This is a genomic window from uncultured Tateyamaria sp. (genome assembly GCF_947504105.1).
In the GTDB taxonomy this organism is placed as follows: Bacteria; Pseudomonadota; Alphaproteobacteria; order Rhodobacterales; family Rhodobacteraceae; genus Tateyamaria.
Genome location: NZ_CANNGP010000018.1, coordinates 46921 through 70232 on the forward strand (window position 1 = coordinate 46921; position 23312 = coordinate 70232).

Genomic DNA, 23312 nt, shown 5'->3' on the forward strand with positions numbered 1-23312 from the left:
TTCTCCATATTTGTTTTCGAGGACCGCCCTTTGCGATTCCCCTATAGCGGGATGTTATCGTGCTTTTTCCAAGGCATAGGCGTTTTCTTGTTCCGTAGCGATGCAAAGGCGCGGCTCACCCGCTTGCGGGTCGAGCGTGGCTGGATCACTTCATCAATGAACCCGCGTTCGGCGGCCACAAACGGATTGGCGAAACGATCTTCGTAATCCGCTGTATGCTGCGCAGTCTTCTCTGCATCCCCCAGATCGGCGCGGTGAATAATCTCGGTCGCACCCCTGGCACCCATCACCGCGATCTCGGCCGTGGGCCAGGCGTAGTTGAAATCCGCCTGCAAATGCTTGGACGCCATCACCACATAGGCGCCACCATAGGCCTTGCGCGTGATGACCGTGACCTTGGGCACCGTCGCCTCGCCATAGGCAAAGAGCAGTTTGGCGCCGTGCTTGATCACACCGCCATATTCCTGCGTGGTGCCGGGCAGGAAGCCGGGCACGTCGATCAGCGTCAGGATCGGAATGTCAAAGCAATCACAGAACCGGACAAAGCGGGCTGCCTTGCGAGCGCTGTCGATGTCCAGAACGCCCGCCAGCACCATCGGCTGGTTTGCCACCACACCCACGGTCCGCCCCTCAAGACGGATGAAGCCTGTGATGATGTTCTTGGCGAACTCTTCCTGCAACTCGTAGAAATCGCCCTCATCGGCCATCTTCACGATCAGCTCTTTCATGTCATAGGGCATGTTCGGATTGTCCGGCACCAGCGTGTCGAGACTGCTTTCGATCCGGTCGGGTTCATCAAAGAACGGGCGGACGGGCGGTTTTTCGCGGTTGTTCAGCGGCAGGAAGTCCACCAAACGGCGCACTTCGGCCAGCGCCTCGACATCATTGTCGAACGCGGCATCAGCCACCGACGACTTCTTGGTGTGGGTGGACGCACCACCCAACTCTTCCGCCGTGACCTGTTCGTTGGTCACGGTCTTGACCACGTCAGGGCCGGTCACGAACATATACGAGCTGTCCTTGACCATGAAGATGAAGTCGGTCATCGCCGGAGAATACACGGCACCACCGGCGCATGGCCCCATGATCACGCTGATCTGCGGCACGACACCCGAGGCCATGATGTTGCGCTGGAAGACCTCGCCGTACCCTGCAAGGCTGTCCACACCTTCCTGAATGCGCGCACCACCCGAGTCGTTGATGCCGATGACAGGCGCGCCATTCTCAACTGCCTTGTCCATGATCTTGCAGATCTTGGCCGCATGAGTGGCAGACACAGACCCGCCCAGAACAGTGAAGTCCTGCGAAAACACATAGACCTGCCGCCCGTTGATCGTGCCCCAGCCGGTCACAACTCCGTCGCCTGCAGGCTTTTGATTTTCCATACCGAAATCGGTGCAGCGGTGGCTGACAAACATGTCGAACTCTTCGAACGATCCTTCGTCCAGCAGCAGATCAATCCGCTCGCGCGCTGTCAGCTTGCCACGCCCGTGCTGGGCATCGATGCGCTTTTGTCCGCCGCCAAGACGCGCGTCCGCGCGCCGTGCTTCCAATTCGGTCAGAATATCTTTCATGCTGTCCCCGCTGGTGGTTTCGGGCCTTATACAAGTGCAATAGCCGTCGGTTGAAGTGTCAATCAGAATATTTGCAAACTTTTCGCAATAGTCTTGCTGCAAATTGCAAACCAGCAAATCACACCACCCTGTGCGCAACTGCACTGGACAGTTCACTTTCCCACGCATACCTCAACCAACATGCAAGCGCCGCACAAGGTCCGCTTTCTGGACCGCACAACCCCGCCTCATATCGCAACGCTGATCCTGCTGGCCGGGGTCTCGGCCATGGTCATGAACATGTTCCTGCCCAGCTTGCCAAATATGACAGCGTATTTCGATACCGAATATCGGCTGATGCAACTGTCTGTCGCGCTGTATCTTGCCGTGTCTGCCATCATGCAAACCATCATCGGGCCCATCTCGGACAACCTTGGGCGACGCAAGGTGCTGATGTGGGGCATCGGACTGTTCATGTTGGCGACATTGGGCTGCATCTTTGCCCCCAGCGCGGAGGTTTTCCTGTTCTTCCGCATGTGTCAGGCGGTTATTGCCGTCGCCATGGTGCTCAGCCGCGCCATCATTCGCGATCTCTATGACCAGGACCACTCCGCCTCGATGATCGGATATGTCACCATGGGTATGGCAGTTGTGCCAATGATTTCGCCGGGAATAGGTGGCGTTCTGGACGAGGTGTTCGGTTGGAAATCCGTCTTCTGGTTCTTCTTCCTGACCGGTGGCCTGCTGTTATGGCTGGTGCACTCTGATGTGGGCGAAACGGCTCAACCCTCGTCCAAGTCCCTTGTCGGGCAGTTCAAAGAATACCCCGAGCTTCTACGCTCACCCCGCTTCTGGGGCTACTCGCTCGCGGCCGCTTTCTGCTCGGGATCGTTCTTTGCATATCTGGGCGGCGCTCCCTTTGTCGGAACCGAAGTGTTCGGGATGTCCCCTGCACAGCTTGGCTTCTTCTTTGGCGCACCTGCCATCGGTTACTTCATCGGCAACGGGCTGAGCGGTCGCTTCGCCACACAGTTCGGTGTGAATCGCCTCGTTCTTTGGGGAACGCTGGCCAATGCCATTGGTACATTCCTTTCGCTAGCTATTTTTCTCGCGGGTGTCGGCACGCCCGTATCCTTTTTCGGAATGATGACCTTTGTGGGTCTCGGCAACGGCTTGGTGATCCCGAATGCGACGGCAGGCATGCTGTCGGTCCGCCCGCATCTTGCCGGGACAGCATCGGGTCTCGGCGGGGCGATCATGATCGGCGGCGGGGCCGCGCTCTCCACGCTCGCCGGCTTCCTTCTGACACCTGAAACCGGCGCATACCCATTGCTTTACATCATGTGCATCACCGGCATCTGCGCCCTGCTCGCCATCGGCGCGGTCTATCGTCGCGAACGGCGGCTCGCTACCGCGTAAAGCTTGCACCAACGGCTTTGCAAACCTAGCATACGTTAACTGCAAAGCTGCAAAAACGGACGCATCATGGCCGCCCCCAAACTCTATGCCGGAGCAAAACTGCGCGAGGTACGCACGCGCGTTGGCCTCACGCAAAAGGACTTTGCAGCCAAGCTGGGCGTGTCCCTGCCCTATCTCAACCAGATGGAAAACAACAACCGGCCCGTCAGCACAACGGTTCTGCTGAACCTCGCGCAGGAATTCGGGCTTGATGTGACGGAACTCAGCTCGGGCGACGGCGAACGTCTGGTGTCGGACATGCGTGAGGCATTGGCGGATCCTGTATTCTCCGGCGACATGCCGCCCCTGGCCGACCTGCGGCTTGCGGCGTCCAACGCCCCGGCCCTGGCCCACGCCTTCCTCGATCTGCACCGCGCCTACCGACAAACCCACGAACGGCTTGCGTCACTGGACGAAGCACTTGGCCGCGAGGACGCCCGCGCCCGCCCATCGCCATGGGAAGAGGTGCGCGACTTCTTCCACTATTGCGACAACTACATCGACGCTGTGGACCGGGCCGCGGAACACTTCGCCAATGCCGAGGGCACGGATCACAGCATTCGACAAGTTGCCGTGACCGCACTGGCCCATATCGGGGCCGACGTCACCTTTGACGACACGGACACCCTGCGCCACTACGACACCGACAGCAAAACGCTGACCATCTCGAACCGCGCCAACCAGGAAAGCCAGACCTTCCAGATGCTGCTGCAGGTCGCCCTGCTGCAACAGGACAAGCTGCTCGAAGCAACGCTCGACTTCGCCCGCTTCCAAACGGACGAGGCGCGCTCCATCGCCAAGATCGGCCTTGCCAACTACTTCGCGGGGGCCGCGCTCATGCCATACACCCGCTTCCTGCAAGCGGCACAGGACACGCGGCATGACCTGGAACAACTTGCAACCCGGTTCGGAGCCTCCATCGAACAAGTCTGCCACCGGCTGTCGACCCTGCAACGGCCCGGAGCCAAGGGCGTGCCCTTCTTCTTCGTACGGGTCGATCAGGCAGGTACGATCACGAAACGCCACTCCGCCACGCGCCTGCAATTTGCACGTTTTGGCGGCGCCTGCCCGCTCTGGAACGTGCACCGCGCCTTTGAACAGCCGGGTCACTTCCTGCGCCAATTGGCCGAAACACCGGATGGGGTGCGCTACATTAGCCTCGCGCGCGACGTATCCAAGACCGGAGGACGGTTTGGAGCGCCCACACGCCGTTATGCGATTGCACTTGGCTGCGAGGTCAAGCACGCAGGGCAACTGGTCTATGCGGACGGGATGGACATCACCCGCACCGAGGCCTTCGAACCCATCGGCATCTCGTGCCGGATCTGCGAACGCAAGACCTGCCACCAGCGCTCCGTCCCCCCTCTGGAACGGCAATTGTCCGTCGATCCCGATACCCGCGGTCTGCTGCCCTATACAGTGAACTAGGGGCGATGGGCGTCAGCCGTCAGTACGACGCTGCGCGCCACCCGGCCCGCAATGCCGCCGCCTCGGAACAGAACCACCGCTCCCCGCTGGCTTCGTGGATCTCTGTCTGCTGATAAAACCTCTGGCCCGGCATATGGAAAACACGCCCATTGTCGGAAATGTTGCCCTTGATCGCACAGGACGGGTGCGGCGGCACACGCCCTTTCGCCTGTGCCTGCCGAAACTGCGTGGGCGATTGCAACTGGAACGCATGCAATCCCCGGCCCGCGACATACGCGACCTTTTCGTCCAAATCGTAGTCCAGACCGTAGGCACGCGCGGCAAAGGCCCATCCCTCGCGTACGATATGCCGGCCCATATCGATGCCCAGCATCGAACACCTGGCCACCACCCGTCCGTAGCGATCCCTGTCCACATGATCACACGTGGCGCGCCGCCCTTCAAAGGCTTCCACAACCCGCGCCGTGGCCCAAGCACCGCAGGCAAAATCGGCACCTTGATCGGTCTGGCAAAGCTGGTCCTGCTCAGGCGCATCAATGGCGTGCAACCGCACCCGCGTCTCACCCACATCCACGGTGTCTGCATCAATGACGCGGATCACACCGTGTAGATCAGCCCACGCCATCGCGGGCAACACCAATAGAACAAGCACCGAACAAAGTCTTAACATTCTCTTTACTTGGAGACGTCGCGACCGGACTTCAAACGGTTTGTTCTGCAATACTTAACGCTGCGCAGTCTCCCACTCGGGATGCACCCACGGCACGTCATTGCTGCGCGGCAAATGACGCCCCAGAATGTGATCGCTCATCTTCTCGCCAGTCACGATGGACGGCCCATTTAGATTGCCATTGGTGATGCGCGGAAAGACAGAGCTGTCGACAACTCTCAGCGCATCAACACCTATGACACGCCCCTCTGGATCAACCACGCTCATCGGATCATCGGCGCGCCCCATCCGGCATGTCCCGCAAGGGTGATAGGCGCTCTCGGCATGTTCCCGGATCGCGTCGTCCAGCTCGTCATCACTCTGATACGCAGCACCCGGCTGGATCTCGTGTTTCACGAACGGCGCAAAAGCGTCCTGGGCAAAGATTTCGCGCGTCAGACGGATGCAGGTGCGGAAGTCGTCCCAATCCTGCTCCGTGCTCATGTAATTGAACCGGATCACCGGATCGTCGGCAGGGTTGGCTGACCGCAAGGTCACAGCCCCGCGCGATGGCGACCGCATCGGGCCAACATGGGCCTGAAACCCGTGCCCCTCAGCAGCTGTTTGTCCATCATAGCGCACTGCAATGGGCAGGAAGTGGTACTGGATGTCCGGATATGGCACACCGGCCTTGCTGCGAATAAAGGCGGCACTTTCAAACTGGTTCGACGCGCCCAGCCCCGTGCCGGTGAATAGCCACTGCGCGCCAATGAACGCTTTGGAAAACAGGTTCCAGTGCTTGTAGAGCGTGATCGGCTGTTTGGAGGCGTACTGGATATACATCTCCAGATGGTCCTGCAGGTTGGCCCCCACACCGGGGCGGTCCGCCACCACATCAATCCCATGCTCGGCCAGATGTGCAGCCGGACCAATCCCCGACAGCATCAGGATCTTGGGAGAGTTGATGGATGACGCAGCCAGGATCACCTCGCGCCGGGCCCGTACCACCTTGCCACCGGCAAGGGCAACGCCCACAGCCCGCCCGTCTTCCATGACCACACGTTCGACCAGCCCACGCACCAGATCGCAGTTGGGCCGCTTCAGCGCGGGCTTCAGATACGCATTCGCCGCCGACCAGCGACGCCCCTTGTGCACCGTCTGCTCCATCGGGCCAAAGCCTTCCTGCTTCTGCCCGTTATAGTCGTTGGTGACTTCGTACCCGGCTTGGCGCCCGGCTTCGACAAAGGCGTGAAACAGCGGGTTCTTGCGTGGCCCCCGCGTGACATGCATCGGCCCGTCGGTGCCGCGCCATCCCGGATCACCGCCATGACCGTTGCCATCCCAGCTTTCCATGCGCTTGAAATACGGCAGCACGTCGGCATAGCCCCAGCCATCGGCCCCGCTGTCAGCCCAATGATCGTAGTCCATGGCGTGACCCCGCACATAGACCATGCCGTTGATGGACGACGATCCACCCACAACCTTACCCCGCGGACAGACCAACTGGCGTCCCCCCAAATGCGGCTCCGGTTCGGATTTGTAGCCCCAATCGTACCGCTTCATGTTCATCGGATAAGACAGCGCCGCAGGCATCTGGATAAACGGCCCGGCATCTGTACCACCATGCTCGATCACAAGCACCGATTTTCCGGCCTCCGCCAGCCGATAGGCCACAGCGCAGCCGGCCGACCCCGCACCTACAATGACATAATCTGCTTCCATATCTCACCTTCCGTGATTCCGCGGTGGGTCAAGGATGCGCAGCGCCGCGCATGCGCGCGGCTTGTCCTTGAGGCATCGGAGAATCGCATCTCATCATCGAACAGGTGTCTTGCGGCGCAGATTGCGCCCTCAAGCACCTCTCAGCAAAAGTCCTTCACATAAACACGCACGCCCAGATCATCCCACTATCCGTCCTTTTTCGGCGAGACGGGGTGGGTGGGCGGCTTGCCGAAAAAGGGCGTTCTCAAAACGGAGCCTCCAGATCACCCATGCGCACATAGACGGATTTCACCTGGCTATAATGCTCAATCGCCGCTTTCGAATTCTCACGCCCCACACCCGAAGCCTTCACCCCGCCAAAGGGGGCCTCGACCGGCGCGTCATTATACGTGTTGATGTAACAGGTGCCCGCCTCGAACCCGGCAGCCACACGGTGCGCGCGCGCCAGATCACGGGTAAAGACGCCTGCCGCCAGACCAAACTCGGTGTCATTGGCGCGCACCATCACATCGGCCTCGTCCTCGAAATCCAGAACCGCCATCACGGGGCCGAAAATCTCTTCGCGGGCGATGGTCATGCCATCGGTCACATCGGCAAAGACCGTGGGTTCCAGAAAGAAGCCATCACGCTGCAGCCGATTGCCTCCGCAGACCAGCCGTGCGCCTTCATCCTGCCCCTTTGAGATATAGCCCTGCACGATCTCCATCTGGCGTGCGCTGACCATCGGACCAAAACTGGTGTCCGGGTCCTGCGGATCGCCAATCACCGCCTGCCCCAACCGTTCGGCCAGTCGGGTCAGAAACGCCTCCTTGATGCCTTTCTGCACAAACACCCGCGTCCCGTTGGAACAAACCTGCCCCGAGGAATAGAAGTTGCCAAGGATCGCCCCCGATACCGCATTCTCAATATCGGCATCGTCAAAGACGATCATCGGGGACTTGCCCCCCAACTCCATGGTGACATGCTTCATCTCGGCCGCCGCAGCAGCATAGACCTTACGCCCGGTCGGCACCGAACCGGTCAGCGACACCTTGTCGACACGGGCGTCAGATACCAGCGCCGCGCCCACATCGCCCAGGCCCTGCACCACATTGTACACACCCGCAGGTGCACCCGCTTCATACAGGATCTCGGCCACCTTCAAGGCACAGAGCGGCGTCGTTTCCGAAGGCTTGAACACCATCGTGTTGCCGCAAGCCAGCGCAGGCGCGCCCTTCCAGCTCGCAATCTGGGTCGGATAGTTCCACGCCCCAATGCCAACACACACGCCCAAAGGTTCGCGACGGGTATAGACCCAGTCCTCACCCAACTGGATATGCTCACCGGTCAGGGTCGCGGCCATGCCGCCAAAATATTCCAGCGCATCCGCACCAGAGGTCGCATCTGCAACGCTCGTCTCCTGATACGGCTTGCCGGTGTCATAGGTCTCCAGCACCGACAGCTCATGGTTGCGTTCGCGCATGATGTCGGCGGCACGGCGCAGAATGCGGCCCCGCTCGGTCCCGGTCATGGCCGCCCACTCTGCCTGCGCGCCGCGTGCAGCCTCCAACGCCCGATCGACAATGGCCAAGGTCGCGGAATGCACCCGGCCAATCACCTCGCCAGTCGCCGGATAGATCACATCAATCGGTGTGCCAGCCGTGTCTTCAACATATTCGCCGCCAATGAAATGGCTCGCTGTCGGTTGGGTTTGCATTCAAATCCTCATGTGTTGAATGGGGCGGCAGGACAGGCCCGCCGCCCAAACGATGTCTATTCTGCCGGTGCCGCGTGCACGCTGCTCAGGTCATCCAGAGTGTTACGACGCATCAACACCCATGCAAGGCACGCCACATAGATGCCAATAACGGCGGTGCCGACCCACTGGATCTGCAGCCACTGGCTTTGGAACAGCAGTGTCAGCACGAACAGCAGGGCGGCATTGCCCAGCACGTATTGCACCTTGCCAAAGCGGTCGGCGGTGACGTTCAGGTTGTCGGTGTAGAGCCGGATCAGCGAGTCAAACGAGTTGATCACGAACAGGATGCCCACAACAGTCATCGACCAGTTGACCAGACCGGTCATGTCGATACCGTTCAGGTGATACCAGTAAGCCACCGTGAACCAGACGCCCAGCGGGATCGATGGGAAGATCAGCAGAGCGGCCAGCAGCTGCCACGTCATCAGACCGCCCACGAAACGCGAGGTGAACTGCCCGATCATGATCGACCACGCGAACCACCAGAACAGGTAGAACTCGTGATAATCTGTCAGCGGGATGATGAACTTGTGGATGTTGGCAAAGTAGCCGCCGATATTGCTGCTGGTGGACAAGAACTCACCAAAACCCATGCCCGCATTGATCCACATGCCAAGGATCAGGGCAAAGAAGACAAAGGTCGAAGCGACAGACAGGATCTTAACGTACTTGATGTCCGTAGACGAATAGGACGCCGCCAGGATCACCAGGAAACAGATGATGTAGAAGGCCGGGATCACCGTTTCACCATCGCCCACCTCGGGGATGTAATAGGGCATATAGATCAGGAACAGCGCGCCAGTGAACGCACAGGTCGTGATGATGACCAGGTTGTTGATCAACTTGACGAGGCCATTCTCGAAGAACTTCACCCGTGGCTCGATCGCACAGAAGTAAAAGGCTGTCAGGAAATAGAATGCCCAGATCAGGAAGCCCCAAAACCCGAACTCCAGCGCAAGCGGGTTCGTGAACGCATAGGCGGGCTCGGTCGCCGTATCGGCATAAAGAGGGAAGTCAAAGGCAATCGGGAACATGATAAGGCCCACATCAAGGCCAGAGGTAAACAGGATCGCGATGAAGACGAAAATGCCTACGGGTTGCGGGCCTGTCAGGCGCACATTCCAGTATTTGATGGTAATGAATGCCACCAGCACAAAGGCCAGCAACACACCGAATGAGATAATCGTAGTTAACATAGGTAAGGTCCCTCCTTGTTGACCCGTTGGCTTTGGTGCTCTTATTGATCCATCGCCGCTCCGCACCAGGAAACATGATGCGATGGTTTATTCTCCGCGCGGAAAGTGCTGATTTTCTTCCAAAATATTCAAGTCCATGTGGTTGCGCATGTAGCGCTCAGACGCCCTTTGCAGCGGCTGGTAATCCCATGGGAAGTAGCCGCCTTCGCGCAGCGCTTCGTAGACCACCCAGCGTCGAGCCTGGCTTGCGCGCACATCTGCGTCGAAACGGTCCAGATCCCAACGCGCATCCGCCTTGGCCTGCAACTGGGTCAGCGTGCCTTGATGGGCCGGCACATCCACAAGGTTGGTCAGCTCATGCGGGTCAGCGTCGAGGTCAAAAAGCTGGTCAGGGTCCAGCACACAGCGGTTGTACTTCCACTTGCCATAGCGCAGCGACACCATCGGAGCATAGGACGCCTCGGCCGCATACTCCATGGCCACTGGTTCGGTGCGCTCAATACCCTGCCCCTGCGGCACAAGGCTTTGCCCTGCGGTCCACGGCATAACCTCGGACATGTCGACGCTCGCCAGATCGCATAGCGTCGGACACACATCGATGTTCGACACGGGATCAGTCACCAGCCCCGGTGCCATCGACGGGGCCGAGATCATCAAAGGCACCCGCGACGACCCTTCATAGAAGGACATCTTGAACCACAGCCCACGCGCGCCCAGCATGTCACCATGATCGGACACAAACAGGATGATCGCCTCCTGCCGTGTCCCTTCCAGCGCCTCCAGCACCTCACCGATCTTGTCATCGAGATACGAGATATTGGCGAAATAGGCGCGGCGCGACCGACGGATATCTTCGTCCGAGATGGTGAAGTTGTCGCGATCATTGGCATCCAGAATGCGCTGCGAATGCGCGTCCTGATCCTCGTAAGGAATCGGACCAACCTCGGGCATCAGATGCGCGCAGTCTTCATAGAGATCCCAGTACTTCTTGCGCGTCACATAAGGGTGGTGGGGATGGGTGAAGCTGACAGTCAGGCACCAGGGCCGCGCGTCGTGGCCGCGCCCCAGATCATAAATCTTGCGCGTAGCATGATAGGCAACCTCGTCATCATATTCGAGTTGGTTGGTGATCTCGGCCACACCCGCACCGGTAACCGATCCCATATTGTGATACCACCAGTCGATCCGCTCGCCCGGCTTTCGATAGTCCGGCGTCCAGCCAAAGTCAGGCGGATAGACATCGGTGGTCAGACGTTCTTCGAAGCCATGAAGTTGGTCGGGACCGACAAAGTGCATCTTGCCAGACAGGCATGTCTGGTAGCCTGCGCGGCGCAGATGGTGGGCATAGGTCGGAGTGGACGATGGAAATTCGGCTGCGTTGTCATAGACGCCCGTGGCACTTGGCAACTGACCAGACATGAACGCGGCCCGCCCCGGCGCACACAAGGGCGACGCGGTGTAGGCATTGCGGAACCGGGTCGATCGCGCCGCAAGTTTCTTGAGGTTGGGCGCGTGCAACCATTCGGCAGGTCCGTCGGGAAACAGCGTACCGTTCAGTTGGTCTACCATGAATATCAGGATGTTGGGCTTGGTCATTGATGTCGTCCCGTCACGGTATCAAGTGCCCGAAGCGCGATCGCCTTGGCAGTGTCCCGCGAGGCATCCTTGGCCAGCGCCGCCCGCAGGTACAGACCGTCGATCAACGCTCCCAACATCTCTGCATCATTTCGTGGATCCGTGCTGATCCCTTGCAACGCATGGGTCAGGTTGGTTCGCAGACGTCGTTGATACAGCACCAGCAAACGGTTGGTTTCCGGATGGGTCGTGGCATGGGCATAGAGAGTCATCCACGCCCCTACCGTCGCCGGCGCAAAGCAGGACGGCGCAAAACTGGCGGCAATCAGCGCTTCTGCGCGCGCACGCGGGGTGTTGGCCTGCTGCAATTCTGCCACCACCTCGCCTCTGAAATCACGAAGGATCTGGCCCATGGCTGCAAGGAATATCTGGTGCTTGCCGCCAAAATAGTGATGCGCCAGCGCCGTTGACATGCCCGCCCGCTTGGCGATCTGGCCCACGGTCACATCCAGCGACCCGGCCGCCCCGATCTCTGCGATCGTCGCCTCAACCAGTGCAGCCCGACGGATCGGCTCCATCCCCACTTTCGGCACAAGTACCCCCTCATCAAAAGATGGGCCGCAGACTGGGGGTTTTTTATTGATCCGTCAATCAATAAAAAATCAAAGCTTGGTGGCAGGGCTCGGCGGGGTAATCGGACGGCGCTTCAACACCGCCTCGCGCCACGTGATGAACGACACCGCGGCGAGGATCAGCGCACCGCCCAAAATCACCCAGACATCCACCGGCTCGGCAAAGACCACAGCGCCCAGAAGCACCGCCCACACCAGCTGAAGGAACGTCACCGGCTGGGTCACTGTCACAGGCGCGGCGGCAAAGGCCATGGTCATTGTGTAGTGCCCGGCGGTTGCAAAACACGCGACCAGGAACAGCAGCCCCAACTCCGCTCCCGTCGGCATCACCCAGTTCGTCAGTGCAAACGGCGCGAGACAGATCGTCACCACGATGGACAGCATCGCCACGACGACGGCAGGTTTCGCCTCGTCCGCCATGATCTTGGCCAGCAGGTACGAACCGGCAAAGCTCACCGCGCAAAACAGCATGGCGATGTGACCCGGCGCGACCTCGCGAAATCCGGGGCGCAGGATTACCGCCGTCCCGATCAGGGCTACGACGATGGCCGCGATCCGGCGCAGGGCGAGGCGTTCGCCCAGAAACAGCGCCGCACCGATGCTGACATAGACAGGGGCCAGATAGTTCATAGCCGTCACTTCGGCGATGGGAATGCGCGTCATGGCAAAGAACCACAGGATCACGCCGCCGGTGTGAAAAACACCCCGCAAGGAAAATAGCCGCCACTGCCGGGCCGTCAACCGCGCCTCTCGCAAGGCGGGCAGCATGGGCAGCAGAAACACAAGGCCCAGTAAATAACGCAGAAACGCCGCCTCGGCCGGGGGAATGCGATCCCCCATGTATTTGACCAGCGCCGTCACAGCGACAAAGCAAAGCCCCGTCACCAGCATCCAGAAGATTCCAACAAGCGGGCGAGAACGGGCTGCGATCATACCCGCATCAATGCCAAAAGCAGGGGCAAGCGCAAGCAACCAAAACACCGGCGCGGTGATCCGGTCCGGGATGCGCCACCTGCACCAGCTCGAAAAAAGCACTCCCACCGCCGCACAACTGAAAAACTCAGGCGAGAAAGGCGCATGATGATTGTCCGCTCCGCAGGGCACACACCGGCGATTATCTTAGGAACGCAAGACAAGCCTGCGCGAGCTATACGTTTTTTGCACAGCTGCTTTGCGCATTTTGCTAGAGCATTCCGGGCGCACACTCCCTATATCCGTCCGACTGGCGTGCAATGACGCGCCGCACACTACTGCCAGCATATGTCATCTGACGCAGGTATCACGTTGATCTGATCTTTGATGATTGGCGTATGACTTAAAGACCCCCATATGCTGGTCAACGATAACAAGGATGAAATCCGATGCTTGACGACACACATACCGTCGATCTGACCAAGCAGGACCTCGAATTGATTGAGGCCGCGCTGCAGACACAGGAAAAGATCCTGTCGGTGCAAAGCCGCGCCGGCGGTGCTGCCGCGCGCACACGCTTGAATGATCTCAAGGGCCTGATGCGACGCTTGCGCCGCCAAACCCCGGCCCCCCACGCCGATGGCACCCAAAGCTGGAGCCAGGTTGCCCGGCACCTGTTTTTCTGATCCGCGGGTAAACAGCCCCAAGGCACATGAAAAACGCCGCTCTGATAACAGGGCGGCGTTTTGCGTTTTCAGAAGGCTCCGGTCACACAACACGCGCAAGGGCACAGGTGAAGTTCCGATATCGATCTTGTCCGCTGCGCCCCATACTCCATACTACGGGCGAGCCACCGGATCTGAGAAAGGCGCCTTATGCTGACAATCTATGCCCTGACTTGGATCGGTGTTCTCGCCGCGCAAATCTCACCTGGCCCGAACCTTGCCGCGGTCGCCTCCGTAGGTCTGGCACAAGGTCGACACCCAGCCCTGTTCGTTGTCGCAGGCATTTCTTCAGGTATGCTGGTCTGGTCCGCAGCGACGGCCTTGGGTCTCGGCGCACTGATCGAGGCGGTCCCTCTCTCCCTTCTCGTGCTGAAAATCGCGGGTGGCAGCTACCTGCTTTACCTTGGGATCAAGGCCGCCCGCACCACCTTGCGGGGCAATGGACCCACAACGATCACACCCGACGCGCAAATGCTCGATAGCCGATCCGCTTGGCGGCGTGGTCTGCTTGTCGTGCTGACAAACCCCAAGGCGGCCCTGATGTGGGCCGCTGTCGCGTCCTTCTTGTTCGGTCAGGGTCTGAGTGCGCTGCATGTGCTGGGCTTTGGCCCGCTCGGCGCATTTTCAGGCCTTGTGATCTACGGAACTTACGCACTGCTATTTTCCACCGGTGTAGCAATGCGCGGCTACGTCCGGTTCTCCATATGGGTCGAAGGCGTCTTTGCCGCCGCCTTCAGCGCGATGGGGGTAAGCCTCCTGTGGTCGGGCCTGCGCGAGGCGCAAAAATAACGGGCACAACCAAACACCCTGTTACCAAAAATTATCCTTTAAAAACAAACCTTAGGGCTACCCACGGTTAACCCTCAATCCTCCAACTGTGTCATAATCTCGTCGCTGGCTTCAAAGTTGGTCGTGACGTTCTGCACGTCATCATCATCTTCCAGCGCATCGATCAGCCTCATCAGCTTCTGCATGCCGTCGAGGTCCATCTCAGTCGTGGTTGTCGGGCGCCAGATCAGCTTGGTGGACTCGCTCTCGCCCAAATCACCTTCCAACGCGTTGGACACTTCGTTCAGGTCGGTATCCGCACACCAGATCACGTGCCCGTCCTCGGTGCTTTCCACATCCTCAGCCCCGGCTTCGATGGCGGCCATCATGACGGTGTCGGCATCGCCCGCCTCAACCGGATAGCTCACAGCGCCCTTGCGCTCGAACATGAAGCCAACGCTGCCGGTCTCACCCAGGTTCCCGCCATTCTTGGTAAAGGTCGAGCGCACGGTCGACGCCGTCCGGTTGCGGTTGTCGGTCATCGCTTCGACAATGACAGCCACGCCGTTCGGACCATACCCCTCATAGCGGATTTCTTCGTAATCCTCGCCCTCGCCCGCAACCGACTTCTTGATGGCGCGGTCAATATTGTCCTTGGGCATCGACTGCCCCTTGGCCTCTTTCACGGCCAGACGCAGGCGCGGGTTCTTGTCGGGGTCGGGGTCGCCCATCTTGGCGGCGATGGTAATCTCTTTCGACAGTTTCGAAAACAGCTTGGCGCGCAGTTTGTCCTGACGCCCCTTGCGGTGCTGGATGTTTGCCCATTTTGAGTGGCCGGCCATGCGCGCCTCCTGTCTCGTAAATTCGGTGGTCCGGGCGTCTATAGGACATCGGCGATGGGCGGGGCAAGGCCACCTTGTGCGCGCACGCAGCCTGCCCGTGCGTGGCACGCCGTCCCCACTCTGCTAGCTTATCTTCAAACAAGGCGGAGACGACAATGGGCGTGATGATCGAAGGCGTGTACGAAGCCGAAGACCCCGACCCCGGCACCACGAAAAACGGGGCTTATGAACGGGCCAAAAGCACGCTTCGCGACTGGATTACACCAGAAGGCCCCTTCACGCCGGACGCGGGCCGCTACCACCTCTTTGTCGCGTGGAATTGCCCATGGGCGCACCGCACGCTTCTGGTACGGGCTGTACTGGGCCTGCAGGACGCAGTCAGCATCAGCATCGCAAAACCGCGCCGCACCGATCAGGGTTGGGTGTTTGATAGTGAAGGAGAATACGCCGACACCGAACTAGACGCACAAGCGGTGCATCAGGTCTACGCCCGCCAGCGTCCGACCTACACGGGCCGCATAACGGTGCCAGTGCTCTGGGACAGAGACACGCAACAGATCGTCTCGAACGAAAGCGCCGACATCGTGCGGATGCTGGCCACGGCCTTCGACCCCGGCCGCCACCTCTGCCCGCCAACACACGAGGCCGACATCGACCGCTGGAACTCCCTAATCCACGCAAAGGTCAACAATGGCGTCTACCGCGCTGGTTTCGCCCGCACGCAAGAGGCGTATGACGCGGCTGTCACGGACCTCTTTGAAACACTGGACGATCTGGAGCAGCACCTCTCAGCGCACCCTACGCTCGTGGGCAACAAACTGACCGAGGCCGACCTCCGCCTCTTCCCCACACTCGCGCGCTTCGACGTGGCCTACCACTACGCGTTCAAATGCAACCTCGCCAAACTCAGCGACTATCCCGCACTCTGGGACTACGCCCGCGCGCTCCACGCCCTGCCCAGCGTTGCCGAGACAGTCAAACCGGACATCTACAGAGCCGGCTACTTCTCTCCATCCGAGCTGAGAAACCCGCTCGGCATCGTCCCCGCAGGCCCAAAGGTCGACTGGTCAAAGCCCGCAAAACGCACCATCAAAATCAACAAACCGATATAGTTACGACACATAATCACCCTGCTTCCCTGTTTCTAAAAAATCCCGGGGGTTTTGGGGGCAGAGCCCCCATTCACACATGAATCGCGTCGCGCAGCGGCCTTTGAGTCACCGCACGTTGCGTTAACCTGAGCCCCACCGCCCGATGGGGGTGTACGGATGCTGCACGCAGGGTGACACCCAATTTCCGGCGTCAATCTCCATGAAAACAAAGTAAATGCACGCGCCGAATCGCACCCCTCAGAAACAACTGGCACCCCTGCCCCCGCATCCCTAACGTGCGCGATATGACCACAGACCAGATTATCCTCTTCTCCCTGTTCGGCGCCGTCTTCGGCCTGCTGCTCTGGGGCCGCTTCCGCTATGACATCGTCGCTTTCTCGGCCCTCATGATGGGCGTCGTGCTGGGGGTGGTCCCCAGCGATGATGCCTTCTCGGGCTTCGGCCATCCCGCCACGCTCGTGGTCGCTCTGGTCCTCGTTGTCTCCGCTGGCCTGGTCCGCTCCGGAGCGGTCTTCCTGATCACCCGCACCCTCGTCGATGCCAGCCGCTCGCTCGGGGCGCATATCACCCTCATGGGCGCCATCGGCGGCGTGCTCTCGGCCTTCATGAACAACGTCGCAGCACTCGCCCTGCTCATGCCTGTCGACATCCAGACCGCCCGAAAAGCCGGGCGTTCCCCCGGCCTTAGCCTCATGCCTCTCAGCTTTGCCACAATCCTCGGCGGCATGGTCACACTTATCGGAACACCGCCCAACATCATCATCGCCTCCATCCGCGAAGACAGCCTTGGCGAACCCTTCCGCATGTTCGATTTCGCCCCGGTGGGCGGCGTTGCTGCCATCGCTGGGCTTGCCTTCGTGGCCCTGATCGGATGGCGGCTGATCCCGGCCCGGGCCGATGCCACCGCCGAACTCGAGGATATCGGAAGCTACATCGCCGAACTGGTCGTGCCAGAGGACAGCAAGCATATCGGCAAGCGGTTGGCTGAATTAGAAACGGATGCGGAGAAGGCCGACGTGGCCCTTGTTGGCCTCTTGCGCGACGGCAAGCGCCGCTACGGTCGCGCGCGCAACTCCGAACTGCGCGCAGGCGACGTACTGGTGATCGAGGCCACGCCAGACGCGCTGGATGAATTCCGCGCCGCCACCGGCCTTGCCTTGGCAGATGCGGATCGGGAAGAGAAGCTGAATGCCGCAGGAGAAGGTGTTGAAATTATTGAAGTTGTCGTGACCGACAGCAGCCGTCTGGTGGGCCGCACCGCGCAATCCGTGGGCCTCGCCTGGCGACACAATACCGTGCTGCTCGGCTTGTCGCGGGCAGGTGTGCGTGTAACCCGGCAGATCCGCCAGACCGAAATCCGAACCGGCGATATCCTACTCCTGCTGGTCCCTCGCGACACCGGAAATGATGTCACCAACTGGCTGGGCTGCCTGCCGCTCGCAGAGCGGGGGTTGTCGGTCACGGCCGATGACAAGGTCTGGCTCGCTATCGGGCTTTTTGTCGGTGCGGTGGCTGCCGCCAGCGTTGGCCTGCTCTACCTGCCCATCGCCCTTGGACTTATTGTGGTCGCCTATGTGCTGTCGCGCATCGTGCCCCTGTCAGAACTCTATACCCATATCGAATGGCCCGTCGTCGTGCTGCTGGGGTCCATGATCCCACTGGGGGCGGCCCTTGAAAGCTCGGGCGGAACGGAACTGATCGCAGGGTGGCTGGTCAATCTGACCGAAGGTCTGCCCGCATGGGCCGTCCTGACAGTGCTGATGGTGGTCACGATGAGCCTGTCGGACGTGCTCAACAACACCGCAACCACCATCGTGGCTGCCCCCGTGGGCATTCAGATGGCGCAGACCCTCGGTGTGTCCCCCGACCCCTTCCTGATGGCGGTCGCGGTCGCAGCCTCGTCGGCTTTCCTGACCCCAATCGGACACAAGAACAACACGCTGATCCTTGGCCCTGGTGGTTACCAGTTCGGCGATTACTGGCGTATCGGCCTGCCGCTCGAAGTGATAGTGGTGGTTGTATCTATCCCGGCCATCCTCGTGTTTTGGCCGCTTTGAACACACGCCTGACAACGGCTGACCAAGGGTCAACGTTGCACGCTGCGGACGCACGCGTCTAACGTGTCCCGCAGGGAGAAAGACTATGGACATATTGATTAACGTGGTGCTGCCACTGTCGCTCGCCATCATCATGCTGAGCCTCGGCATCGGCCTGACCTTTGGCGACTTTGGACGTGTGTTGCGCACCCCAAAAGCCTTTACAATCGGTGCGGTGGCGCAGGTCATTCTATTGCCCGTGGTGACCTATATCACCGTCCGCGCCTTTGGCCTGGCCCCCGAAATTGCTGTGGGATTCATGCTGCTGAGTTTCTGCCCCGGCGGGGTGACGTCAAACATGATCTCGCGCCTGGCCAAGGGGGATGTCGCCCTGTCGGTATCTCTGACCGCCGTGATCAGCCTGCTCAGCATCATCACCGTACCTGTGCTGGCAGCATGGTCCGTCGTGCACTTCATGGGTGACGCTGCGCCCGACGTGTCCGTCACGTCGCTGGCCATTGCCATGTTCCTGATCACAACCCTGCCGGTTCTGATTGGGGTTCTCATCCGCCACTTCGCCACCAGCTTTGCCACGCGCATCGAACCGCTGCTGACCCGGATCGCAACCGTCTTGTTTGTTGTCATCGTCCTCGCTGCCCTCGCAGGCAACTGGCAGCTGTTCGTCGATAACCTCGGCACGTTGGGCCCGGCCCTGATCATCCTGAACGCCCTCCTGTTGGCCTTGGGTCTTGTCCTGGCGCGCGCAGGCGCCTTGCCGTGGGGCCAGTCCAAGACCATCTCGATTGAAACAGGTATCCAGAACGCCACGCTGGGGATCACTCTAGCCGCCCTGATCTCTGGCCAGTCCGAAGGGTTCAGCGCCATGGCTTTGCCCTCCGCCGTGTATGGGATCACAATGTACATCGTCGCTGCGCCGTTCGTGGCGTGGTTCCGCAGCCGCTAAGGGAGAGACCAATGGATCAGGCAGACGCCATTGTCGTGGGATCGGGCCTTGCCGGTTTGGCCGCCGCTGCCGAGCTGGGCGACCGGGGCAAGCGGGTCATCATCGTGGATCAGGAACCCCGCAGCTTTCTGGGTGGTCAGGCGTTCTGGTCCCTCGGTGGTCTCTTTATGGTCGACACGCCCGAACAACGGCGCATGGGCATCCGCGACAGCCGCGAACTGGCCTTGAACGACTGGATGGGCAGCGCGCAGTTCGACCGGGACGAAGACGCAATGCCCCGCAAATGGGCCGAGGCCTATATCGACTTTGCGGCCGGAGAGATGCGGCCCTGGCTGCATTCCATGGGCCTGCGCTGGTTTCCAATTGTGGGCTGGGCCGAACGGGGCGGCAGCTACGCCGACGGACATGGCAACTCGGTCCCCCGCTTTCACATCACGTGGGGCACCGGCCCCGGCATCATCGAACACTTCGTGCGTCGTTGCGAAGAGCATGAGAAAGCAGGCCTGATCCAGTTCAATTTCCGCCACCAAGTCGACCGGATCGACATGGAAAATGGCGCAGCCAAGGGCGTGAGCGGCACAGTTCTGGCCGAAGACGGTGCGGAGCGCGGGCAGAAAACCAACCGAGATACGGTGGGCGAGTTTGCCCTGTGCGCACCCTCGGTCATTGTCACTTCGGGTGGGATTGGCGGCAATTTCGACATGGTGCGGAAAGTGTGGCCCACCGACCGTTTGGGACCCGCGCCCGAAGACATGGTAGCCGGAGTCCCCGCCCACGTGGACGGCCGCATGATCGGCATTTCCGAGAACGCAGGTGGGCATGTCATCAACGGCGACCGCATGTGGCATTACACCGAAGGGGTCAAGAACTGGGATCCGATCTGGCCCAGCCACGGCATCCGCATTCTACCCGGTCCCTCATCGATGTGGTTTGACGCGGAAGGCAACCGGTTCGCACCCCCTGCCCTGCCCGGTTTCGACAGCATGTCGACCCTGCGCGATATTCTGGCGACAGGCTACGACTACAGCTGGTTCGTGCTGACCCAGAAAATCATCAAGAAAGAGTTCGCGCTGTCAGGGTCCGAACAGAACCCGGACCTGACGTCCAAGAAATGGTCGGAGGTGATCAAGCAACGCGTGCTGTCCGGCAAGAACGCGACCGCTCAGGTCGAGGCGTTCAAGGAACGCGGCGAGGATTTCGTTGTCGCCAATGACCTTGGCACCCTTGTGCGCGGTATGAACCAAGTCGCGGGCGGCAACCTGATCGACGAAGCAAAACTGCGCGGCCAGATCGAGGCGCGGGATGCGCAGATCGACAACCCGTTTTCCAAGGACGCGCAAATGATGGCGATCCATGCGGCGCGGAACTATCGCGGCGACCGTCTGCTACGCACCGCCAAACCACACAAGTTCCTTGATCCGGCCAATGGTCCCCTGATCGCCGTCAAACTGCACGTTCTGACGCGCAAGACGCTGGGTGGGCTGCATACAACGCTCGAAAGCCAGATGATCGGGGCCGATGGGCAGCCCGTGCCAGGCCTGTTCGCTGCGGGTGAAGTGGCGGGCTTTGGCGGTGGCGGCTATCACGGCTACAACGCACTTGAAGGCACGTTCCTTGGCGGTTGCATTTTCTCGGGTCGCAACGCCGGTAGGTCGCAGTCAATCGCCTGACGGCCCACCAACCCTTGCCCTGTGCGCGGGGTGTAAATGCACCGGCGCTTCGCCAAAGAGATGCGCAACGCCAGCGTCATCAAACATGGCCCAGCGGGCGGCAATCAGTTGGAAATAGCGCGTTTCGCAGCCCCACGCGTCGCGCGAAAAGCGTGATCGCCAGACCCCTTCGATCCGCAGGGGCAGCTGAATGGTGTCGGTGCTTTCGTCGCGCCAGCCAGCGGTCTTGGAGCGCGCCTGAAACAGCATCGACTTAAGCCGCGCCTCAAGCCCCTGGGCCTGTTTGGTGCGCCGCCCGGCAAATAGCACCTGAATAGCCGCCCCGTCCCGTACAAACCCACGCACCACCAGATCCTGACGATTGTTGCGATGGATCTGCGGCACAAGCCCCACGGTGATCCGTCGCACGGGCGATCGGAACAAGCCGTTGTCCTCGTAAGCGGGTGTGATGAGATGTGAGGCGCGTCGAAGATCGGACATGGCGTATGCTTGGGTTGACTGCCCATTGGCATAGCACCGCTTTGTTAACGGTCTCTTGCCATTACAGCGGCCAGATAAAGGGGATGACGGCTGAAGCCAAAAGCCCGACGCTCAGGTTCAGCGGTATTCCCACACGCATGAAATCCGTGAATTTGTAGCCGCCGGGTCCGTAGACCAGCATGTTTGTCTGGTAGCCAATGGGTGTGGCGAACGACGCGGATGCCGCAACCATCACCGCCACGACCAACGGTCGCGCGTCGATCCCAAGGGCCGAGGCCAAACCTATGGCGATGGGTGTCACCACAACGGCCACAGCATTGTTACTGACCAGTTCTGTCAGAACCGATGTCAGTAAATACACCGCCCAAACAATCAGAAACGGTGGCAAGACCATCAACCCCGGCGCAATGGCATCCACGATCAAGGACACAGCACCGGTCGCTTCCAACGCAGCCCCAATCGCAAGCATTGAAAATATCAGCGCCAGCAAGCGGCCATCGACAAAGGAAAATGCCTCGTCCGCGTCAATACAACGGGTGATCAAAACCACGGCCACGGCCAACACGGACAACATCAGGATCGGAGCGACACCAAACGCGGCAAGCACGACGATACCCAGCAAGGCCAGCAGCGCGATGGGCGCATGGCTCCGCCGAAACTCGCGCTGCGAGGGTTTGGAGACATCCACCATGTCCATGTCTGCCGCCAGACGCTGAATGTCTTCGGGCGCCCCTTCCAGCAACAGCGTGTCGCCCACTTTGACCACCAATTCATCCAGCTGCCGCCCGATGTTCTGGTTCCGGCGATGAACGGCCAAGGGATAGACCCCGTAGCGACGGCGCAAACGCAATGCCCCCAACGACCGACCCACCATTCTGCAGCCGGGGGTAATCAGCACCTCAACCGTTGTTGTTTCGACCGCACCAACCTGATCAATGCGCTTGAGTTCCTTGTTGCGTTGCAGACTCAGAAGCTCGGTCATCTGCGTCCGCAGAACCACGCGATCTCCGACCTGCAACTCCACCCCCTGCATGTTGCGACGCAAGGATTCGTCCCTACGGATCACATCAACCAGACGCACCCCGTCACGCTTGAAGAGCTGCACGCCAGTGACCTCGCGCCCCACAAGATTGGAGTCCGGCGGGATCACCGCCTCGGTAAAGAACTTCATGCGGCTGCGGTCACTCAGCAGCCCCGCCATGCTGTCCCGATCCGGCAGCAGCATTGGTCCGAAAAAGCGTAAATAAATCATCCCCCAGATCACAAGGATGATGCCCAGTGGGGTCACTTCGAAGATGGTAAAGGGTTCCATGCCCTGGGTCCGCGCAACACCGTCCACCAGCAGGTTGGTCGAGGTCCCGATCAGGGTAAGCGTACCGCCCAATATCGCTGCATAGCTGAGCGGAATTAGCATCTTCGACGGCCTCAGCCCCATGGTCTTGGCCAGTTGAATAATCACCGGGATCATGACCACCACAACAGGCGTGTTCGACACGATGGCCGAACTGAGGATCACAAAGGCCATCAACAGGACGACGGCAATCGCCGGGTTGGTGCGGGCCTTCCGATCGGCAAGCCCCGTAAAAGCATCAAGCGCACCCGTGCGCACAAGCGCACCCATGATGATGAACATGGACGCAATGGTCCAAGGTGCGGGGTTCGACAGCACTGCAAGGGCGTCATCGTAGGGGAGCGCGCCCGTTGCCAGCATCAGGGACGCCCCGCCAATGGCAACCACCTCGGTCGGAAAGACTTCGCGCAGAAACAGCACGAACATCACGCCGACGACCACCAGTGTCAGGATGGCATTGCCTGTTTGCGAAAGCTCGATCAGCCCCATAGGCACGGCCCC

At 60.3% G+C, this 23312-nt stretch carries 19 protein-coding genes; 8 read left to right on the forward strand and 11 right to left on the reverse strand.

Going from position 1 to position 23312, the window contains the following annotated elements; all coding sequences use genetic code 11:
* Positions 1–41 precede the first annotated feature (41 nt).
* Positions 42–1574 carry an acyl-CoA carboxylase subunit beta gene (locus Q1A75_RS12510; RefSeq protein ID WP_299554010.1) on the reverse strand — a complete coding sequence of 511 codons (1533 nt, stop codon included), beginning with the start codon at positions 1572–1574 and terminating at the stop codon, positions 42–44.
* Positions 1575–1754: 180 nt separating this feature from the next.
* Between Q1A75_RS12510 and Q1A75_RS12515 the strand changes: the two genes are divergently transcribed.
* A complete protein-coding gene (locus tag Q1A75_RS12515) occupies positions 1755–2972 on the forward strand; it encodes a multidrug effflux MFS transporter (protein WP_299554012.1) in 1218 nt (405 codons plus the stop codon).
* 66 nt (positions 2973–3038) lie between these two features.
* Entirely contained in the window at positions 3039–4439 is a 1401-nt protein-coding gene (locus Q1A75_RS12520; RefSeq protein ID WP_299554014.1) for a helix-turn-helix transcriptional regulator, read from the forward strand.
* Positions 4440–4458: 19 nt separating this feature from the next.
* On the opposite strand, the gene Q1A75_RS12525 is transcribed toward Q1A75_RS12520, so the two are convergent.
* From Q1A75_RS12525 to Q1A75_RS12555, 7 genes are all read right to left on the reverse strand, one after another.
* Positions 4459–5109, reverse strand: coding sequence for a thermonuclease family protein (locus tag Q1A75_RS12525; protein ID WP_299554016.1), 651 nt, complete (start codon positions 5107–5109; stop codon positions 4459–4461).
* A gap of 54 nt (positions 5110–5163) precedes the next feature.
* Positions 5164–6810, reverse strand: coding sequence for a choline dehydrogenase (betA, locus tag Q1A75_RS12530; protein ID WP_299554018.1), 1647 nt, complete (start codon positions 6808–6810; stop codon positions 5164–5166).
* 244 nt (positions 6811–7054) lie between these two features.
* Positions 7055–8506, reverse strand: a complete 1452-nt coding sequence (gene betB / locus Q1A75_RS12535) for a betaine-aldehyde dehydrogenase (RefSeq protein WP_299554021.1) — start codon at positions 8504–8506, stop codon at positions 7055–7057.
* A gap of 56 nt (positions 8507–8562) precedes the next feature.
* Positions 8563–9744 (reverse strand): BCCT family transporter, encoded by a 1182-nt coding sequence (locus Q1A75_RS12540; RefSeq protein ID WP_299554025.1) that lies wholly within the window; start codon positions 9742–9744, stop codon positions 8563–8565.
* 87 nt (positions 9745–9831) lie between these two features.
* Positions 9832–11340 carry a choline-sulfatase gene (gene betC, locus Q1A75_RS12545; protein WP_299554028.1) on the reverse strand — a complete coding sequence of 503 codons (1509 nt, stop codon included), beginning with the start codon at positions 11338–11340 and terminating at the stop codon, positions 9832–9834.
* Positions 11337–11912 (reverse strand): transcriptional regulator BetI, encoded by a 576-nt coding sequence (betI, locus tag Q1A75_RS12550; RefSeq protein ID WP_299592346.1) that lies wholly within the window; start codon positions 11910–11912, stop codon positions 11337–11339. Before betI ends, betC begins: the two co-directional genes overlap by 4 nt.
* A 69-nt stretch (positions 11913–11981) precedes the next feature.
* Positions 11982–12842: a DMT family transporter gene (locus Q1A75_RS12555; protein ID WP_299592356.1), complete on the reverse strand. Its 861-nt coding sequence runs from the start codon at positions 12840–12842 to the stop codon at positions 11982–11984.
* Between the two features lie 470 nt (positions 12843–13312).
* Here Q1A75_RS12555 and Q1A75_RS12560 point away from each other — a divergent pair, with 470 nt between their 5' ends.
* Together Q1A75_RS12560 and Q1A75_RS12565 are read left to right on the forward strand one after the other, a co-directional pair.
* Positions 13313–13549: a hypothetical protein gene (locus tag Q1A75_RS12560; RefSeq protein WP_299554038.1), complete on the forward strand. Its 237-nt coding sequence runs from the start codon at positions 13313–13315 to the stop codon at positions 13547–13549.
* A 189-nt stretch (positions 13550–13738) separates the two neighbouring features.
* The gene (locus tag Q1A75_RS12565; protein WP_299554041.1) at positions 13739–14377 is read left to right on the forward strand and encodes a LysE family translocator; all 639 of its coding nucleotides are present in this window, start codon (positions 13739–13741) and stop codon (positions 14375–14377) included.
* A 74-nt stretch (positions 14378–14451) separates the two neighbouring features.
* Here Q1A75_RS12565 and Q1A75_RS12570 read toward each other — a convergent pair whose 3' ends face one another.
* Positions 14452–15198, reverse strand: coding sequence for a YebC/PmpR family DNA-binding transcriptional regulator (locus tag Q1A75_RS12570; RefSeq protein WP_299554044.1), 747 nt, complete (start codon positions 15196–15198; stop codon positions 14452–14454).
* A gap of 155 nt (positions 15199–15353) precedes the next feature.
* Here Q1A75_RS12570 and Q1A75_RS12575 point away from each other — a divergent pair, with 155 nt between their 5' ends.
* From Q1A75_RS12575 to Q1A75_RS12590, 4 genes are all read left to right on the forward strand, one after another.
* Entirely contained in the window at positions 15354–16310 is a 957-nt protein-coding gene (locus Q1A75_RS12575; protein WP_299554047.1) for a glutathione S-transferase C-terminal domain-containing protein, read from the forward strand.
* A gap of 284 nt (positions 16311–16594) precedes the next feature.
* Positions 16595–18367 carry an SLC13 family permease gene (locus tag Q1A75_RS12580; RefSeq protein WP_299554050.1) on the forward strand — a complete coding sequence of 591 codons (1773 nt, stop codon included), beginning with the start codon at positions 16595–16597 and terminating at the stop codon, positions 18365–18367.
* Positions 18368–18452: 85 nt separating this feature from the next.
* A complete protein-coding gene (locus tag Q1A75_RS12585) occupies positions 18453–19310 on the forward strand; it encodes a bile acid:sodium symporter family protein (protein WP_299554053.1) in 858 nt (285 codons plus the stop codon).
* 11 nt (positions 19311–19321) lie between these two features.
* Positions 19322–20980 (forward strand): FAD-binding dehydrogenase, encoded by a 1659-nt coding sequence (locus tag Q1A75_RS12590; protein WP_299554055.1) that lies wholly within the window; start codon positions 19322–19324, stop codon positions 20978–20980.
* Here the strand turns inward: Q1A75_RS12590 and Q1A75_RS12595 are convergent.
* Together Q1A75_RS12595 and Q1A75_RS12600 are read right to left on the reverse strand one after the other, a co-directional pair.
* The gene (locus tag Q1A75_RS12595) at positions 20969–21460 is read right to left on the reverse strand and encodes a hypothetical protein (protein WP_299554058.1); all 492 of its coding nucleotides are present in this window, start codon (positions 21458–21460) and stop codon (positions 20969–20971) included. The two genes, Q1A75_RS12590 and Q1A75_RS12595, sit on opposite strands and share 12 nt — an antisense overlap.
* A gap of 61 nt (positions 21461–21521) precedes the next feature.
* A complete protein-coding gene (locus Q1A75_RS12600) occupies positions 21522–23300 on the reverse strand; it encodes an SLC13 family permease (protein ID WP_299554060.1) in 1779 nt (592 codons plus the stop codon).
* Positions 23301–23312 lie beyond the last annotated feature (12 nt).

What these genes read in the sequence shown, in the direction of transcription:
- Q1A75_RS12580 (WP_299554050.1), top strand. Translation starts at nt 16,595, where the DNA reads ATGACCACAGACCAGATTATCCTCTTCTCCCTGTTCGGCGCCGTCTTC.
- Q1A75_RS12510 (WP_299554010.1), bottom strand. Translation starts at nt 1,574, where the DNA reads ATGAAAGATATTCTGACCGAATTGGAAGCACGGCGCGCGGACGCGCGT.
- Q1A75_RS12515 (WP_299554012.1), top strand. Translation starts at nt 1,755, where the DNA reads ATGCAAGCGCCGCACAAGGTCCGCTTTCTGGACCGCACAACCCCGCCT.
- Q1A75_RS12565 (WP_299554041.1), top strand. Translation starts at nt 13,739, where the DNA reads ATGCTGACAATCTATGCCCTGACTTGGATCGGTGTTCTCGCCGCGCAA.
- Q1A75_RS12600 (WP_299554060.1), bottom strand. Translation starts at nt 23,300, where the DNA reads ATGGGGCTGATCGAGCTTTCGCAAACAGGCAATGCCATCCTGACACTG.
- Q1A75_RS12525 (WP_299554016.1), bottom strand. Translation starts at nt 5,109, where the DNA reads ATGTTAAGACTTTGTTCGGTGCTTGTTCTATTGGTGTTGCCCGCGATG.
- betA (WP_299554018.1), bottom strand. Translation starts at nt 6,810, where the DNA reads ATGGAAGCAGATTATGTCATTGTAGGTGCGGGGTCGGCCGGCTGCGCT.
- Q1A75_RS12570 (WP_299554044.1), bottom strand. Translation starts at nt 15,198, where the DNA reads ATGGCCGGCCACTCAAAATGGGCAAACATCCAGCACCGCAAGGGGCGT.
- betC (WP_299554028.1), bottom strand. Translation starts at nt 11,340, where the DNA reads ATGACCAAGCCCAACATCCTGATATTCATGGTAGACCAACTGAACGGT.
- Q1A75_RS12520 (WP_299554014.1), top strand. Translation starts at nt 3,039, where the DNA reads ATGGCCGCCCCCAAACTCTATGCCGGAGCAAAACTGCGCGAGGTACGC.
- Q1A75_RS12590 (WP_299554055.1), top strand. Translation starts at nt 19,322, where the DNA reads ATGGATCAGGCAGACGCCATTGTCGTGGGATCGGGCCTTGCCGGTTTG.
- Q1A75_RS12560 (WP_299554038.1), top strand. Translation starts at nt 13,313, where the DNA reads ATGCTTGACGACACACATACCGTCGATCTGACCAAGCAGGACCTCGAA.
- Q1A75_RS12585 (WP_299554053.1), top strand. Translation starts at nt 18,453, where the DNA reads ATGGACATATTGATTAACGTGGTGCTGCCACTGTCGCTCGCCATCATC.
- betB (WP_299554021.1), bottom strand. Translation starts at nt 8,506, where the DNA reads ATGCAAACCCAACCGACAGCGAGCCATTTCATTGGCGGCGAATATGTT.
- Q1A75_RS12555 (WP_299592356.1), bottom strand. Translation starts at nt 12,842, where the DNA reads ATGCTGGTGACGGGGCTTTGCTTTGTCGCTGTGACGGCGCTGGTCAAA.
- Q1A75_RS12595 (WP_299554058.1), bottom strand. Translation starts at nt 21,460, where the DNA reads ATGTCCGATCTTCGACGCGCCTCACATCTCATCACACCCGCTTACGAG.
- Q1A75_RS12575 (WP_299554047.1), top strand. Translation starts at nt 15,354, where the DNA reads ATGGGCGTGATGATCGAAGGCGTGTACGAAGCCGAAGACCCCGACCCC.
- Q1A75_RS12540 (WP_299554025.1), bottom strand. Translation starts at nt 9,744, where the DNA reads ATGTTAACTACGATTATCTCATTCGGTGTGTTGCTGGCCTTTGTGCTG.